Source organism: Arthrobacter sp. YD2 (assembly GCF_030410475.1).
In the GTDB taxonomy this organism is placed as follows: domain Bacteria; phylum Actinomycetota; class Actinomycetes; order Actinomycetales; family Micrococcaceae; genus Arthrobacter_B; species Arthrobacter_B zhangbolii.
This window is the reverse complement of the sequence record NZ_JAUHHB010000003.1, coordinates 506,468-521,468: the sequence shown is the minus strand read 5'-3', so window position 1 is coordinate 521,468 and position 15,001 is coordinate 506,468. Positions and strand designations below refer to the sequence as shown.

16 protein-coding genes are annotated in these 15,001 nt (G+C 66.6%); 3 read left to right on the top strand and 13 right to left on the bottom strand.

What is annotated here, in order from left to right; all coding sequences use genetic code 11:
- Positions 1-68 precede the first annotated feature (68 nt).
- Positions 69-545 carry a hypothetical protein gene (locus tag QWJ37_RS13420; protein WP_290245544.1) on the top strand — a complete coding sequence of 159 codons (477 nt, stop codon included), beginning with the start codon at positions 69-71 and terminating at the stop codon, positions 543-545.
- On the opposite strand, the gene QWJ37_RS13415 is transcribed toward QWJ37_RS13420, so the two are convergent.
- From QWJ37_RS13415 to QWJ37_RS13365, 11 genes are all read right to left on the bottom strand, one after another.
- Positions 475-1,281, bottom strand: a complete 807-nt coding sequence (locus QWJ37_RS13415) for an HAD family hydrolase (RefSeq protein ID WP_290245543.1) — start codon at positions 1,279-1,281, stop codon at positions 475-477. The two genes, QWJ37_RS13420 and QWJ37_RS13415, sit on opposite strands and share 71 nt — an antisense overlap.
- Positions 1,278-4,067 carry a phosphoribosyltransferase domain-containing protein gene (locus tag QWJ37_RS13410; protein ID WP_290245542.1) on the bottom strand — a complete coding sequence of 930 codons (2,790 nt, stop codon included), beginning with the start codon at positions 4,065-4,067 and terminating at the stop codon, positions 1,278-1,280. Before QWJ37_RS13410 ends, QWJ37_RS13415 begins: the two co-directional genes overlap by 4 nt.
- Positions 4,064-5,248 carry an HpcH/HpaI aldolase/citrate lyase family protein gene (locus QWJ37_RS13405; RefSeq protein ID WP_290245541.1) on the bottom strand — a complete coding sequence of 395 codons (1,185 nt, stop codon included), beginning with the start codon at positions 5,246-5,248 and terminating at the stop codon, positions 4,064-4,066. Before QWJ37_RS13405 ends, QWJ37_RS13410 begins: the two co-directional genes overlap by 4 nt.
- A 6-nt stretch (positions 5,249-5,254) precedes the next feature.
- Positions 5,255-6,184 carry a hypothetical protein gene (locus QWJ37_RS13400; protein ID WP_290245540.1) on the bottom strand — a complete coding sequence of 310 codons (930 nt, stop codon included), beginning with the start codon at positions 6,182-6,184 and terminating at the stop codon, positions 5,255-5,257.
- Positions 6,185-6,187: 3 nt separating this feature from the next.
- Positions 6,188-6,739 (bottom strand): TerD family protein, encoded by a 552-nt coding sequence (locus QWJ37_RS13395; RefSeq protein WP_227905296.1) that lies wholly within the window; start codon positions 6,737-6,739, stop codon positions 6,188-6,190.
- Positions 6,739-7,272 carry a hypothetical protein gene (locus QWJ37_RS13390; protein WP_227905295.1) on the bottom strand — a complete coding sequence of 178 codons (534 nt, stop codon included), beginning with the start codon at positions 7,270-7,272 and terminating at the stop codon, positions 6,739-6,741. Before QWJ37_RS13390 ends, QWJ37_RS13395 begins: the two co-directional genes overlap by 1 nt.
- Before the next feature lie 38 nt (positions 7,273-7,310).
- Positions 7,311-8,504, bottom strand: coding sequence for a toxic anion resistance protein (locus QWJ37_RS13385; protein WP_290245539.1), 1,194 nt, complete (start codon positions 8,502-8,504; stop codon positions 7,311-7,313).
- Between the two features lie 94 nt (positions 8,505-8,598).
- Positions 8,599-9,180 (bottom strand): TerD family protein, encoded by a 582-nt coding sequence (locus QWJ37_RS13380; RefSeq protein WP_227905293.1) that lies wholly within the window; start codon positions 9,178-9,180, stop codon positions 8,599-8,601.
- Between the two features lie 33 nt (positions 9,181-9,213).
- Complete coding sequence (locus QWJ37_RS13375; protein ID WP_227905291.1) at positions 9,214-9,795, bottom strand: TerD family protein; 582 nt, start codon at positions 9,793-9,795, stop codon at positions 9,214-9,216.
- A gap of 25 nt (positions 9,796-9,820) precedes the next feature.
- Positions 9,821-10,411, bottom strand: coding sequence for a TerD family protein (locus tag QWJ37_RS13370; protein ID WP_227905289.1), 591 nt, complete (start codon positions 10,409-10,411; stop codon positions 9,821-9,823).
- 12 nt (positions 10,412-10,423) lie between these two features.
- Positions 10,424-11,536, bottom strand: a complete 1,113-nt coding sequence (locus QWJ37_RS13365) for a DUF475 domain-containing protein (protein ID WP_290245538.1) — start codon at positions 11,534-11,536, stop codon at positions 10,424-10,426.
- Between the two features lie 337 nt (positions 11,537-11,873).
- Here QWJ37_RS13365 and QWJ37_RS13360 point away from each other — a divergent pair, with 337 nt between their 5' ends.
- Both QWJ37_RS13360 and QWJ37_RS13355 read left to right on the top strand, forming a co-directional pair.
- Positions 11,874-12,188, top strand: a complete 315-nt coding sequence (locus tag QWJ37_RS13360) for a hypothetical protein (RefSeq protein WP_227905284.1) — start codon at positions 11,874-11,876, stop codon at positions 12,186-12,188.
- Between the two features lie 204 nt (positions 12,189-12,392).
- Positions 12,393-13,529, top strand: coding sequence for a type I restriction enzyme HsdR N-terminal domain-containing protein (locus tag QWJ37_RS13355; RefSeq protein ID WP_227905282.1), 1,137 nt, complete (start codon positions 12,393-12,395; stop codon positions 13,527-13,529).
- A gap of 65 nt (positions 13,530-13,594) precedes the next feature.
- Here the strand turns inward: QWJ37_RS13355 and QWJ37_RS13350 are convergent, their stop codons facing one another.
- Together QWJ37_RS13350 and sigK are read right to left on the bottom strand one after the other, a co-directional pair.
- Complete coding sequence (locus QWJ37_RS13350; RefSeq protein WP_290245537.1) at positions 13,595-14,362, bottom strand: anti-sigma factor; 768 nt, start codon at positions 14,360-14,362, stop codon at positions 13,595-13,597.
- Positions 14,359-14,994 (bottom strand): ECF RNA polymerase sigma factor SigK, encoded by a 636-nt coding sequence (gene sigK, locus QWJ37_RS13345; RefSeq protein ID WP_227905276.1) that lies wholly within the window; start codon positions 14,992-14,994, stop codon positions 14,359-14,361. The genes QWJ37_RS13350 and sigK overlap by 4 nt, the downstream gene beginning before the upstream one ends.
- Positions 14,995-15,001 lie beyond the last annotated feature (7 nt).

Here is a 15,001-nt window from a genome sequence, read left to right as displayed (position 1 = left end):
CGGGCGTAGGCTGACCGGCGAACGGACAGGACATGGAATGCGGTACATCCCGGAGGAAGGGGACGGCGATGGGGTTGTTCAGCAGTGACCCGATAGTGGCGAAGAAGGAACACTGGGCATCGCCGCAGCCGCCGCACGTGGTGCTGCATGCGCTGACCCAGGCCTTCTCCTCCCACGGGGAGAGACTGCGGCATGTGGGTCCCCGCCTGGAAGTGCGGCTGGGCTCGCTCCGGAAGTTCCGGAACTGGGGCCACATCTTCGCTGAAGGCCGCGCGAACATGCCGCTGGCACTGATCTTCAGCACGGCCCCCTCCGGCTACGGCACTGCCATCACCGTCCACGCCTTTGACGAGTACGGTTTCCGGCTGGCCGATGGATCCCTGTTTGGCGTGCCGGAGGCCTTTGACCGGCGGCTGGAGGAATTCCTTACCTACGCCGCCGGGGTGGTGGGCGTCCACCGGCCCGGCCCTGCAGCTAGGCCCGCACCAGGTCCAGTACCCGGCGCAGAATCTCTTCCCCGGCAAGAACCCCGCGGGTTTCAGTGACCTGCAAGTGCGAATCAACCCAGCCGGCGTCGTCCAGTTCGCCGTGCGCGGGACGGAAGGCGACATCGGCGGCCTCGAGCATAGGCCGGTCCAGCAGCGAATCCCCGGCAGCAACAATGCGGTCCGATCCGGTGCGCCGGGCCACCTCGGCCACGGCATCCTGCTTCGTCACCGGCACCGGCACGCAATAGAGCTTCCGGCCCTGCAGCGACACGGTCCAACCCCGCTCCGCGCACCACGCTTCCAGCTCCAGCAGGAACTCTCCGGGCAGCGCCGCCCGGTCCACTACGGCGTAGGCGAACAGATCCTCGGCGGTGCGCAGCTTCAGCGTCCAGGCCGCGAACTCCGGCCGGGCCAGGTACGCGGACACTTCCGCCAGCGGCGCACAGCCGCCGGCCACCAGTGAGCGGACCTTCTGCTGCCAGTCGGCATCCGGAACACCGTGGTGCAGCAGCACCCCGCCGTTGGTGGTGACGGCATACTCAGGTGCGGGACCGGGCAACCGGATCCGCTGGTACTGCGCCACCGTACGGGTGGTCACGGGCATAAACACGCACTCGGCGGCAGCGGTGACCAGCAGCTCTTCGGCAGCCCGGGTCATAAAGGACAGCGGCTTACCTTCATAGACCTCGGCCACCACCATGGCCGGTGCGGCAGCGTCTTCGGTGTCGAGGAACAGTGCGTTGGCCGAATAGATCAGCGTCCGGTCCAGGTCCGAGGCGAAAAGGGTCCTCACTCGCCGGCCCCCACGGAAGCCGCGTCGCTTGCAGCCGTATCGCCGGCTTCAGAAGCAGCCACGGCCTTGCCGTCCGCGCCCACGGCGCCGGCGGTGAACCGCGGATGGATCAGCCCCACGCAGCTGAACGGCAGGTCCGGCACCTCTTCCACCGGCACGCCGCGCTGTTCGGCCAGCAGCAGCACGTGCGCCACCTCGGAACGCGCCGCCGGATGCACCAGCACCTTCCACGGCACCCGGCGCAGCAGCACCCGCGTGGTTTCGCCGACACCTGGCTTCACCAGGTTCACGTTATGGATGCCGTATTCCTCGCTAAGCCGCTCCACGGCCTGCCAGCCCACCCAGGTGGGCGTCCGGTCCGCGGCAGCCAACGAGGCGGCAGCGGCGACGGCGTCGGAGCGCACGGCGTCGAACTGCGCCTCCACGGCGGCCAGGAACTCCCGCGACACATCCGCGGAGGCCAGATGGGCGTAGAACTTTGCCCCGTGGAAATCCTCCGGCCCAATCAGCTCCTTGTTGAACACGGTGCGGGACACCAGCCCGGACACCGTCGAATTCAGGCAGGCCGAGGGGATCAGATAATCCTCCCGGGTGCCGAACAGCTCCACGGAGTGCCCCGGATCGGCCAGCACCGCCAGCTGCGCGGAGAACCGCACGCCGTCGCTCTGCTCGAACTTCTCCAGTGCGGCGGTCAGCTCCCGGGTGATGGCGCCCTTGCCGGTCCAGCCGTCCACAAACAGGATCCGCTCCGGGTCACACCGGGCGGCCAGATAGCGCAGGGCCGTTTCATCCATACCCACCCCGCGCACAATACTCATGGTGTAGTGCGGCAGGTCCAGGCCGTGCATCCGCTGCGCCCAGCGGCGCATCAGGATGCCGATGGGAGTGCCCGCGCGGGCCAGCGAGACCAGCACCGGCTCGTTGTTCCGTGCGGCCAGCGCCATCTCGGTCACGGTGCCGACGGCGGCAGCGACCCGGGGTGCGGACCGGACCAGTGCCTCCGCATAGAGGTCCTGGTACTGGGCCGAGGGCAGGTACTCCATGGGGAGCGATTCGGCGTAGTTCGCCCCGCCGGACTGGATGGCCGCTTCCCGCTCGGCGGTGGGTGCTTCCAGCTGGGCGTCACGCAGGTCCTTGAGCAGCCAGGTGACATCTTCTGCGGCGTAGGAACCGAACTCCGGGCCGGTCAGCGGCACGGCAGCGGGCGGGGCAGGCCAGGCGTCCGGGGCGGGGACGTCCGCGGGCATCAGCACCACAACGACGGCGCCGGTCACCGCACGCAGCGCCTCGGTGACGCTGCCGGGCCCGGTGATGGAGGCAAGCTCGGTGCCGGGCTCGGGCAGGAGGACGATGCTGCCGAAACCCGCCGCCACGGGAGCCGCCGTCCCGGCCCCGGGATCCACGCGCCCGGCAGGTCCCCGGCGCGGCCCCACGTTGTAGGCGTGCCGCGGGCCGGGACCGTCCTCGGTGACATCATGGCTGGCGAAGTCCACCGAGGTGTTGATGGCGTAATCGGGCCGGTCGATCGGCACGATGGGGGAGCGGGTGGTGGTGGAGAACCGGACCTGCCCGCTCTGCAGGGCTTCGGCCAGCGCGTTGGCGACGGTGAGCGGTACGTGGATGAATTCCTCGCAGCCGAGCACCAGCACCGGGGCATCCGAGTCCGGGAGCATATCCCGGATCCGGGCCGCAATGTAGGCCAGGTGTTCCCCGGACACGGCACCGGGGAGTGCTTCGGGCAGGGTGCCAAGGTAGTCGGAGGATACTCCGGCGGGGTTGCCGAACCGGTCGCTGCGCAGCCGGCGGGTGGTAATGGCGCCCAGATCCAGCACGTCCACCGTGCCCGGCGCTTCGGGGGAGGCGGTCGCTTCGGGGGAGGCGGTCGCGGCGGCAGCCGGTTCCGTGGCCGTGCCGGGCAGCGTACTGATGAGCTCCTGCGCCCGGGCCAGGATGTCCTCACCGAGTTCGATCCTGCCGGTGCCCAGGGCCACGACCTTGATCTCGCAGTCCAGGCCGGCGGCGAGCTCATCAAACCGGGCACGGTCCGGGTCGGAGCGCAGGTCAATGAGGGTAGCCACCACGTACAGCGGGTGCGGGGCGGCGGCGTGCAGCTCGGCGATGGTGTTGATGACCGTGGCCCCGGTGCTGAGCTCGTCATCGACCAGCACCACGGGGGCGTTGCTGTTCAACGCTGCCGGGTCGGTGGGCAGCAGCCGGTGTGAGGTGGCGTGTGAGTGGGCTTCCTCGAACGCCCCGTAGGCCACCGCGCCGGCCGGGGCGTGCCTGGTGGAATGGATGTAGTAGGAGCCCAGGGTGTCAGCCACCAGCCGGCCCAGCCCGGTGGCGGTTTCGGCGTAGCCGATGGTCACCACCTCGGGGTGGGAGACGGGCAGGTCCCACAGGGTTTCGCGGGCGTACTGCAGCCGTGTCCGCGGCGGGCGGACTGCGCCCGGCCCCGCGGCGTCGTCGTGCGCCGTGGTGTCCTCGCCCCGCAGCACCTGCTGCAGATCGGCGGCGACGGAACGGAGCACAGCGGAGTCCACCGTGCTGCCTAGGGCAGCGCCGGCGAGGGTGCCGAGCAGCTCGCCGGCGGCCAGTACCAGGGCAGGTTCGGTGGGGACGTGCTTGGCCAGCACCCGGGAAACCAAGAGGTGCGCCCGGCGCGGGTTGCGGCGCAGCGCCAGTCCCACCAGGTCCTCCACCGGCAACAGCGCAGAGGGGTCGGAAATGATCCGGACGCCCAGGGCCTCGTGGACAAAACCGCCGGTCCAGGGGTGCTGGCTCAATTCATGCTCGCTTCCAGGAGATCTACGTAAGTGGTATCGGGTGCGGCGACGCCAAAGGCGGCGGCACGGACGAGGGTGGAAGCAGCCCACGCCTGATGCGGTTTCATTTCATTCATCTTGTTCCGGTACGGCGATGCCGCTGCCCCGCCGCCGGCCTCGCCGGAAATGTGCAGGGCATCCAGATACGCCTCGTGGCTGATGACGGACATGGCGTGGACCAGCGGGACGTGGGAGGGGTGGATCACTGTTTTGCCCAGCAGGCCGTTGGCCAGGTCCAGTTCGATTTCCCGGATCAGTCCGTCCAGGTTCGCGGTGAGCAGCCGTTGCCGCAGTCCGAGTTCGTCCGCTTCGGCGAAGGGTGTGGCGCGCAGCTGGGGCCGGAGCAGGCGTTCGCCGGAACTGTAGTGTTCCCAGACCGGACCGCTGATCACAAAACCGTTCGGGCGGCCCAGTACGTTCACAATGTCGCCGATAACGGCGGAGACCACCTTGACGTCATAGATGGTCAGGTCGCGGGAACGGCGCAGGCCGAAGGCGCTGGACATGTCCGTGGCGCCGATCCGGACCGAGAGGATATCCGCCCGGTTCGCCTGCAGCACCTGGTAAATGCCGGAAAGGGTCTCCGTACGGGTTTCGGCATGGATCATCAGCGGGGATTCCAGGATCGGCATGATCCGCAGCGGACGGGCAGCCGGGTTGCCGGAACGGCGGGAGGCATTAACGCTGTGCAGCGCATCGAGGAAACGCTGGGCCGCCCCGCTGCTGTTTTCGAACTTGGGGATGACGAAACCGGTCAGCACGTCGAGGGCGTCACCGCAGCGTTCAGCGAGGCTGAGCAGCTGCTCCGGGCTGCGGACGCGGACAAACAGCATCAGTCCGACGGCGTTGCCGGCCTTGGTTTCGGCGTGCAGCTGGCCAAGGGCCGCCACCACGTTGGTCTCCGCCGCCGGGACATCGGCGTCGGCAATGGAATCCTCCAAGCAGAGGACCATGCTCAGCGCCCCGCGGGTGCCCTGCTTGCGGATGTCCTTGACCAGCTCGGTCCGGGTGGCAGGGCAGTACAAGGTGGCGCCCAGCGCGGTGGCGAGCAGTCCGGGTTCGGAGGCGAGGCTCAGCTCCTGCGGCGGAAGGTGGAACAACCGTCCGGTTTCGGCCTCGCTGAGGTAGGCAAAGTGGCGCACCCGAGCTCAGTTTCCCCGGAAGGGGAACTCCGAGGACATGGTGAATCCGAAGGCCTCCCAAATGGCCTTGAGTTCCATCCCGTACGGAATCACCTCCGCCCGGAGTTCCAGCACGTTGCCGATCCGCAGTACCGAAAGCACGTAGAAACTGCGCTCGCCGGCCTTGGCCGGGACGGTCAGTGACCTGCCGTTATAGATGCCCACGCTCATGGGCTGTTTCGGCTTGGGGAAGAACAGGGCGCGGCGGAGCATGGATGACCGGCGCAGCGGAATGAGCGCCAGTTCCTCTTCGTAACCCACCAGCGGCCGGTTGCCGGGGGTGTCCACGATGACGCCGGAGAGGTTCTCGCGGCGCAGTTCCCCGGATGATACCGATCCGGTACGGAAGTCCGCGGCTTCCCACACCGCGCGCATGGAACCGGCGACGGCGAGGGTGCCCACTGCCGATTCCATCGGCGTCAGGCGGACCACCGGGTTCTGCTTGTCCAGGGTGCGCACCTCCTGCATCCCGGGAGCCGGGAACAGCTTGGTGTGCAGCGGTGCGCGTCGCTGCGGGGTGCCGGCAGGTGCGCTGCCCTGGCCTGCGGCGGCAGCGGGCCGGGACGGCGGGCCGGCTGCCGGGGTCGGCTCGCGGGAGTTCCCGAGCGAGAGTGAGGTGGTGACCGGCGGCGGTCCCGCTGCCGGCCGGGAGGGCGAGGAGAGGGTCAGCGAGCCGGGCGGCGGCGTTGTCGGCGTCGTCGCAGGGGCCGGCGTCGTGCGCGGCGGTGCAGCCGGTGCGGCCGGTGCGGCGGCCGACGGCGGGGGAGTGCTTGGGCGGGCGGGCGCAGGGGCAGCTGCCGCCGGAGCCGGTTGCGCGGGCGGAGCCGGGCGCGGTTTGACCCGGCGGCTCAGGAAGGGGAGGTCGGTGCGGGGAGCCGACGATCGGTTGACGGCCATCGCCTAGAGATCGAATCCGAAGTCGGCGGCCAGCCCGCGCAGGCCAGTGGTGTACCCCTGTCCGAGGGCACGGAATTTCCAGTCCTCCCGGTGCCGGTAGAGCTCACCGAACATCATGGCGGTGATGGTGTCCCGGTTGGCGGCGGGCAGGTCGAAACGGACCAGTTCGCTGCCGTTGGGGCGGGCCACACGGATGTGGGCGCTGCGGACGGCGGCAAAGTTGCCCGGTCCGCGCATTTCCGGATCCGCGTAGACGGCAAAAACAATCTTGGACACCTGGGCGGGCACGCGGGAGAGGTCCACGTCGATCTGCTCGTCATCCTCCTCGCCGAGGAACTGCACGGAGGCTTCCGGGCTGGCGATCTGGTTGAAGAACACCAGATGGTCATCGGAGAGGACACGTCCGTCGGGGCCGCACAGCAGGGTGAGCGGGACCAGCTCGGACTGCGGCCCGCGGCTGGGAATCACATCCCAGCCCATGCCCACCAGGATGGAGGTCAGGCCGGGGTTCTCCGCGGTCAGTGCGGCGTTGGCGCCGGCTACCAGGGTGCCCATCAGCGGTCTCCGAAGGTCAGTGAAGAGGGGGAGAACTTGTCGTCCAGGAACCGGCCGTGGGTGGACAGTTCAGCGATGGCACCGGTGCGGACCTGGTTTTCCAGGTCCCGGGCGATGCCCTCGAGGATGGTCAGTTGTTCAACGAGCAATGCAGTGGCCTCGGAATCGTCGGTCCGCTCCCGTTCGTTCAGGGCCACGTAGGCCCGCAGGGGAGTGGGGAGGTAGCTGGTAATGATGGAATTCAGCAGCACCCGCTGCTCGGTGGAGGCCCCGTTGCTGCCGATGTACTCCACCAGCGGCGCCAGGATGTCATCGATCTGGCGTACCTGGGAGGAAATCAGTGTGGGCATGGCAGCTCCGGCGCGGCGGACGGCGGTACGCAGGTTCACCAGGGAGCGTGCGGTCTCCCGGTGCTCGGCGTCCGGACCCGACGGCGGCTGGGCGGCAAGCTGTGCCTGCTGCGCCTGGCCGTCCGCGGGCCCGGACTCGGATGAGTTGCCAAAGAGAGATCCGATGAACCTGCCGATTACCACGTGGATGTCCTTTGCCTCGGAGCTGCCGTGCCCGGCACCTAGCGGGACTCGCTCTGGCGGGAGCGCTCCAGGTAGGGCTTGGCCTGGGTAATGGTGGACTCCAGCGACTTCACGGTGCCCTCCATGTTGCGGGCGGCCTCGGAACGGAAGGTGTCAATGGCGTCCATGGTCTGGAACACGTTGTCGAACGCCTTCTGCAGCGTTTCCACGCTCACGCCGGAGCTGGAGGCCTGCTGGTGGATCCGGGCCGTCTGGTCCTTGAGCATTTCGCTGGTGCTCAGGATCATGTTGTTGGTGGTGGCGTTCACGGCGTCGATCTGGTCCAGGACCATCTTCTGGTTGGCCAGGGCCTGGGCCACGATGACGGCGGTGCGCAGCGCGGAAATGGTGGTGGTGCGGGCGCGTTCCACGCCCTTGATCAGTTCCACGTTGTTCTTGCGGATCAGGTCCATGGCCAGGTAGCCCTGCACGGAGACGGCCAGCTGGGTGAGGATGTCCTGGCGGCGCTGGCGGATGGGGAACAGCACGTCCGCTTCCAGGGCGTTGGCCTGCTCAATCTGCCCGGAGTTCTTGAGCTTGTCCACCTTCTCCACGCACGCGGCGTCCAGGGATTCGGCCAGCACCGAGTATTCGCTCAGGGTCTGCATGGTCTTCCACAGCTCAACCTTTTCCCCGGCAAGGGAAGCGTTGTCCTTGAGCAGTTCATCCTGCCCGGCCATCAGGGACTTGATGATGTGGTCCAGCTGCACCTGGGCGGATTCGTACTTCTGGAAGTACTTGGCCAGCTTGTTGCCGCCCGGGATCAGGCCCAGGATCTTGCGGCCGGTGCCCAGGTTCGCCTGGTTGGGGGTCAGGTCCTCCACCGTGCTGCGCAGGTCGCCCAGTGTTGAGGCCACCTTCTTCTGTGCGTCGTCACCGGAGCGCTTGGCGCCGGCCACCGAGGTGGAGGAACGGTCCAGCAGGCGGGTGGAGTACCCGGCAGAGGCGGTCATTTCCGCGCCGGCGAGCTTGTTGATGGAGTCCACCTGCGCCGTAAACTCCGGGCTGCGGGCATCAAGCTTGGAGACCTCCTCCATGAAGGACCGGGCCTGTGCGGCGATTTCCTGGCGGCGTTCCTCCGGGACCGGGACCATGCCCGGGGCGTCGGCCGGAGCAACCGGGGCGGGCGGTTCGGGCGCCTGAAGCACCAGGGAGGCTTCGGAGGCGTCCGGAGGAGTCAGCGGTGAGGTCATTATTCAGCCTTTTCGTAGGTGAACTGCGGTATGGGTGCGGGGAGTGTTCCGGCCCGCGGAACACTCCCCGCAGGGTAATGCCAAGAAGGCGAGCCTAGCTGAGCTGCACGCCGAAATCGGTCACGATGCCGGCCAGTCCGCTGGCGTAGCCCTGGCCAACGGCCTTGAACTTCCATTCGCCGTTGTTGCGGTAGATCTCGGCAAAGATCATCGAGGTTTCCGGTGCGGCGTCCTCGCTCAGGTCAAACCGGACAATTTCGCTGTCGCTGTCCTGGTTGACCACGCGGCAGTAGGCGCCGCGGACCTGGCCGAAGTTCTGGTTGCGGACATCGGCCTGGTCGATGGACACCACAATAACCACGCGCTCGACGTCGGCGGCCATGGTGCTGAGATCGATCAGGATCTGCTCGTCGTCGCCGGCGCCCTCACCCGAACGGTTGTCACCCAGGTGGGTGACGGATCCGTCCTTGGCGGCGGGCTGGTTGTAGAAGATGAAGTCATCCGAGGACCGCACCTTCCCGTTGGCGGCGATCATCAGTGCCGAGGCATCCAGATCGAAGGGCTCGCCCGTGGTGGTGCGGGGATCCCAGCCAAGGCCCACGAGGGCCTTCTGCAGTCCGGGATCGGTTTTGGTGAGGGAAAGGTTGTTGCCCTTGGAGAGGGACAGACCTGCCATGGTGTTCAGCTCCTTGTAACGAGGTATGGGGAATTAGTCGAGGACGACGCCGAAGTCGGTGGCGATGCCGTACAGGCCGGAGGCGTAGCCCTGGCCGATGGCACGGAATTTCCATTCGCCGCGGTTGCGGTAGACCTCGGCGAAGATCATGGAGGTTTCCGCTGCAGCGTCTTCGCTGAGGTCGTAACGGACCACTTCGGCGTCGGTGTCCTGGTTGACTACGCGGCAGTACGCATCGCGCACCTGCCCGAAGTTCTGGTGCCGGACATCGGCCTGGTCAATGGAGACCACAATGACCACGCGGTCAACGTCGGCGGGCAGGAGGCTGAAGTCAATCAGGATCTGCTCGTCGTCGCCGTCGCCCTGGCCGGTGCGGTTATCGCCCTGGTGGACCACCGAGTTGTCCTTGGCCGCCAGCTGGTTGTAGAAGATGAAGTCGTCCTGGGAACGCACCTTGCCGTCGGCGCCCAGCAGCAGTGCCGAGGCATCCAGGTCAAACGGGTCCCCGCTGGTGGTACGCGGGTCCCAGCCCAAGCCCACCAGGGCCCGTTCCAATCCGGGATCGGCTTTGGTCAGGGATAGGTTGTTGCCTTTGGTCAGTGTCAGGCTGGACAAGGTGCGCTCCTTCGCGACGTTCGGTTTAGAGTGTGCGGGCTGCCGTGGGAATCAGGTCCATGACAGTGCGGCCCTGGGCGCGCTCGCCGAGGGCCTTGAAGGTCCAGCCTGATCCTTCGCGGGCAACCTTGGCCATGATCATGGCGGTGTGGTTGCCCGAGTCGGTCAGCTGGTAGCGGGCGATTTCCGGGCTGCCGGGAGTGGAGTCATCCACCAGCCGGCAGAACGCGTTCTCCACCTGGTCGAAGGTCTGGCGGCTGTAGCTGGAGATGACGAAGACAATCTGCTGCACGGCCGGGGATACGGCCTGCAGGTTGACCAGGATGACTTCGTCGTCGCCCTCGCCGGCGCCGGTCAGGTTGTCTCCGGTGTGCTTGGAGGAGCCGTCCTTGCTGGCCAGCTGGCCGTACCAGACCTGGTCCAGGGCGTTGCCGTTGGCATCAAAGAAGATGGCCGAGGCATCGAGGTCCACTTCAGCGGCCTTCTTCGTGCCGAAGAGTCCGCGCTTGACCGGGGCTGCGGAATCCCAGCCCAGTCCCAGGCGCGTCTTGCTGAGTGCGCCGCCGTCCTTCTTCGTCAGTGACAGCGACTGACCTTTTTGCAGGCTCAGGCCCATGATTCTCCCTTGTTAGTTCGAGTAGACAGGTTTTGTGGGGGTGCCGGAGGACGCGCTGCGCTTGTTGCGCACGATCGAGGAGATCAGGGACGCCAGAATGAAGACGACGCCGATCAGGCCGGTGATGATCTCGTTGATTTCCAGTTCAATGGTCAGCAGCAGGATGGCGGCGAGGGCGCCGATGGCCCAGTGCGCACCGTGGTCCAGGTAGACGAACTCATCCAGCGTGCCCTGCCGGACCAGGAAAACGGTCAGCGAGCGGACAAAGATCGCACCGATCAGGCCGAGGCCGAGGGCGATGATGATCGGATCCGAGGTGATGGCGAAAGCGCCGATGACACCGTCGAAGGAGAAGGACGCGTCGATCATTTCCAGGTAGAGGAAGAGCATAAACGCTGCCTTGCCGGTGGCCTTGACCAGCTCGCCGTTGCCGGACTTCTTTTCCACCCGCTTGATGGCGTCTTCGTCATCGAAGTCGCCGTCGCCGTCGACGTCAAACAGGCCACCCAAACCGGTGACAAGAAGGTAGGTGATAAGGCCTGCGGAACCGGCGACAAAAATATCGGTGGTGTGCTCGGCGTCGGCCAGGCTGGCAGCTGCCAACAGGACCGCAAGGCCGGCAATCAGGGACGCACCGTTAAGCTTGCCGATTTTGGCCAGCGGGGCCTCGATCCAGCGCAGCCAGCGGATGTCCCGGTCCTCGAACATAAAGTCCAGGAAGATCATCAGCAGGAACATGCCGCCGAAGGCAGCGATCTGCGGGTGCGCCTCGTGCAGCAGGTAGCCGTAAGTGCCCGGCTGCTCAGGGTCGCCCTTCTCCAAGGCCAGCCGCAGCGCTTCAATCGGGTTCATGCTGGCTGTGACGCCCACAATGACCAGCGGGAACACAATGCGCATACCCACCACGGCAATCAGAATGCCTACGGTGAGGAACATTTTCTGCCAGAAGGGGCTCATTTTTTCGAGGATGCGGGCGTTGACTACCGCATTATCGAAGCTGAGGCTGATCTCAAGAACACCGAGAATGGCACAGAGGATGAGTGCCTCTATCCCCCCGTAGAAGAACGCTGTGACCAGCGCGGCGGCCGTGATGGCGAATGACCAGCCGAAAGTCTTGAAAAACACTCTGCCTTGCAGCTCCTTCAGTTCCTGCACGCAGCCGGCGGCCGGATAAGGCAAAAACTTTGATAGAGGATTGCTCGATCCAAGAACGAATAGGCTTCAGTATGTCGCACCCCGGACACCGTGGGCAACTATCTCCGGCCGCTGCCGCGCGGAATCCTAGCCTGCGCCGGGGGCGCCGGGCCAGAGCCCGGGCCGGTTTCGGCAGCATCCGGGTGCGTCTTTGTCTTCTCCCGTCCCCGATCAGCGCTGCCGGTGCGGACGGTTTGGGCTTGGTGCCGGGGTCTGCAAGGATGATTGAAAGCCTACTGATAAAGGCCCGCGTTTGAAGGAGGACTGCATGCAGGACGAGATTCAGAAGCCAGGACACCGGACGGCAAGCCCGGTCATGAACATTCCCGCTGCCGATGTAGTGGCGGATGCCGGTGCCTCCGCCGCCCCGGCCTCCCGGGTGAATCCCGCGGAAGTGGCTCTCCTGGCGCAGGCCGAGGATCCGGGGACCAGCTCCCTCCGGCTGCAGGAGCTGGCCACCGATCACCCGATGGTGCGCCCTGCGGTGGCGGCAAATCCGGCAGCCGGGCCGGAGCTGCTGAGCTGGCTGAAGGCGCTGAACGACGACGGCGTGAACGCCGCCATCGCCCGCCGCGGCGCGTAGCCGCCGCCGGCGAGGCTGACGGCGGCTTCGGCCGCACCTGACGGCGCGTTAACAGGGGGCGGGCGCAGCTTTTGAAATACGTAATCCGCAGCATTCCGGGCTCGGCGGATGGAACCCTCATGCCCGTTTCGGGGGCGCGTGGAGATAGTCTTCCCTGGTAAGAATTACTGACGCGCATTCGGCGCGGTTGTGGGGGAAGTAAAGATGGCAGACGCCAAGTATGAAGCGCGACTGGCTGTGCTGGCAGGGTGGGCCCGGGAAGCGGCCGGCATGGGACACACGGTTCCTTCCGATGAGGACCTGGAAAAGATCAGCCTCCTCAAGGACGCCAAGACGCAGGAAGTGGACCGGAGCACGGTGGAACCGTGGCTGCCCACTATCCAATGGCTGTTGAAGCAGGCGGCCTTCGGCGTTGCCGAGCCGCACCGGCAGTTGCCCGTAGAGCTTGGACACCCGCTGGGGTTCACGGGGTTCGCCGCCGAGCCCGCGCCCGCGGCTGCTGTTCCGGAAGCGGAGGAAAAAGCGCCTGAAGAACCGGCCGCTCCTGTGCCGGCTGCTGCGGAAGTCAGCCTGGTCGAGGTGGCACCGGCGCAGACCGGCGAGCCCGAAGGCACGGTCACTGTGGTGACTAAGATTAAGCCCGCCTCATCGTCCAGCAGGACACCGAAGTGGGAATCCGATGCGCACGAGCAGGTTCACGCCGCCGTCAAGAAGTTCGCAAAGCCGCTGCGGAACCTCTTGGACCGGGACGCCAACGAAGGTGACACCCGGCTGGTAGTCACGGATCTGCTCTGTGAAGGGTTGGGATATGACAAATTCCGCGACCTGACAACGGAGTACATGGTCAAGCAGGACTTCGCGGACTACGGAGTGCGGATCGACAAGCAGTTGGTCGGCTTTATTGAAGTAAAGCGGATCAGCCAGAAACTCAACGAACGTCATCTCCGCCAGGTGCAGATGTATGCCGTAAATGAGGGCGTGGAGTGGATGATCCTGACCAACGGTCAGGTCTGGCGCGCCTACCACCTGACCGGTGGACTGCCCGTGGTGGTGGATCTGGCGTTCGAAGTGGATCTGCTCGGGCCCGAAACCGTCGAGGAGAAGGCCGAGAAGCTTTTCTACCTGCACCGTGAAGCGCTCAAGCGGCGCCGCATTGATGATCTCTGGAAGCACCGGGCGGCAACCTCGCCGGAGGCGCTGCTGGACATCCTCATGTCGGACACTGTCCTGGATGCCATCCGCAAAGAGGTCAAGCGCAACAGCGGAATCTCCACCACCGTGCAGGATCTCGCGACCGTCCTCCGCACCGAAGTGGTGGACCGGAAACTGATCGCCAAGTAGGCCCGGCTGACGGCGGCTCCGGCCGCCGTCAGCGCCTGTCTACAGCGCCTGCCTACAGCTCCGGCCTACAGCTCGGCCGAGGCCAGCAAAGGCAGCGTGGGGGTTTCCGAGCCGCCCTCCGGTTCCACCGTCATGGCCACAGCTCCTGCATCGGCGACGTTGCCGCTGAGCCAGATGCGGACGTCGTCCCCGCCGTCGAAGCGAACATTCGGGATCGGGGTCTCTTCCTCCAGCAGCCACAGCTGGTATTCCCGGCCCTCGCCGGGATCCGGAAGGTCTCCGGCAACAAACAGGGCAGAGTCCGCGTCCCGGGAAACCACCAGGGTGGCCGGAACACCGTTGACGTCCAGCTGGCGGGTGGTGACGTCCGGTGCCGCCAGCAGCCGGTTCTCCCGACCCTGCTCGGCAGCCGCGATCTGCTCCTGTTCCCGCTGTTCGGACTGGACGCCCAGCGCCCAGCCGCCCAAGGCAATGCCCGGCACCAGCACGGCAGCCGCTGCCGCGGCGAGCACCGTACGGGTCCTGCGCCGCCGCCGGTCCGAGAGGGAAGTGACTTCCTCAGCCGGTAGTGGGCGGGTCCCGGAAATGGCGGAGAGCACGGCGGTGCGCAGCTCCGGCGGTGCTTCCTGCGCGGCTCCGGCTGCCAGGGATGCTCCGACCTCCGAGTAGTCCTCCACCTCCGCACGGCACTGCGCGCACCCGGCCAGGTGCTGTTCGAAATCGGCCCGCTCCTGCGGGTCCAGGGCGTCCACTGCGTACAGCGGCGCCAGATCATGGGGGCTGCCGGCGTCATGGAAGCCTCCGGATCCCGGCGAATGGTTGTGGCTGCTCACCGTTCACCTCCCAGTGCTGAGCGGAGACTTTTCAGGCCGTCCCGGATGCGGGCCTTGGCCGTTCCGAGGGGAATATCCAGGTATTGGGCCACCTGGCGGTACGTCCGGCCCTGATAGTAGGCCAGCGAAACTGCCTCCCGTTGGAGGGGGCTGAGGGTATCCAGCCCGTCGCGGACCTCATGGGTGTCCATGCTCTGTTCCACTTCCTGCCAGGTCTGGTCAACCGGTGTGTCTGTCCGCTGGTCCTCGTACGTCTGTTCCCGCTCACGTTCCCTGGCCACCTGGCGGATCCGGTCCACGGCCCGCCGGTGGGCGATGGTGCACAGCCACGCCAGCACCGAACCCCTGGATGCATCGAACCGCGCCGACTGCTGCCAGGCCATCAGATAGACCTCCTGGACAACTTCGGCGGCAATCTCCGGCGACCGCGTCACCCGCACGGTGAGGCCGTAAACCTTCGCCGAGGTGGCGTCATACAGGGCGGCGAAGCTCGCCTCATCCCCTTCACCGCTGCGGCGCAGCAGGCGGGCCAGCTCGGCAGCCTGATCCTCCCGGCCGGTCGCGGCGACGGGCTCCGGAACGCCGGGCGGCGAACCGGCGCGAAAAGCATCAGGGGAGGGCAGCTCAGTCATGCGCTTC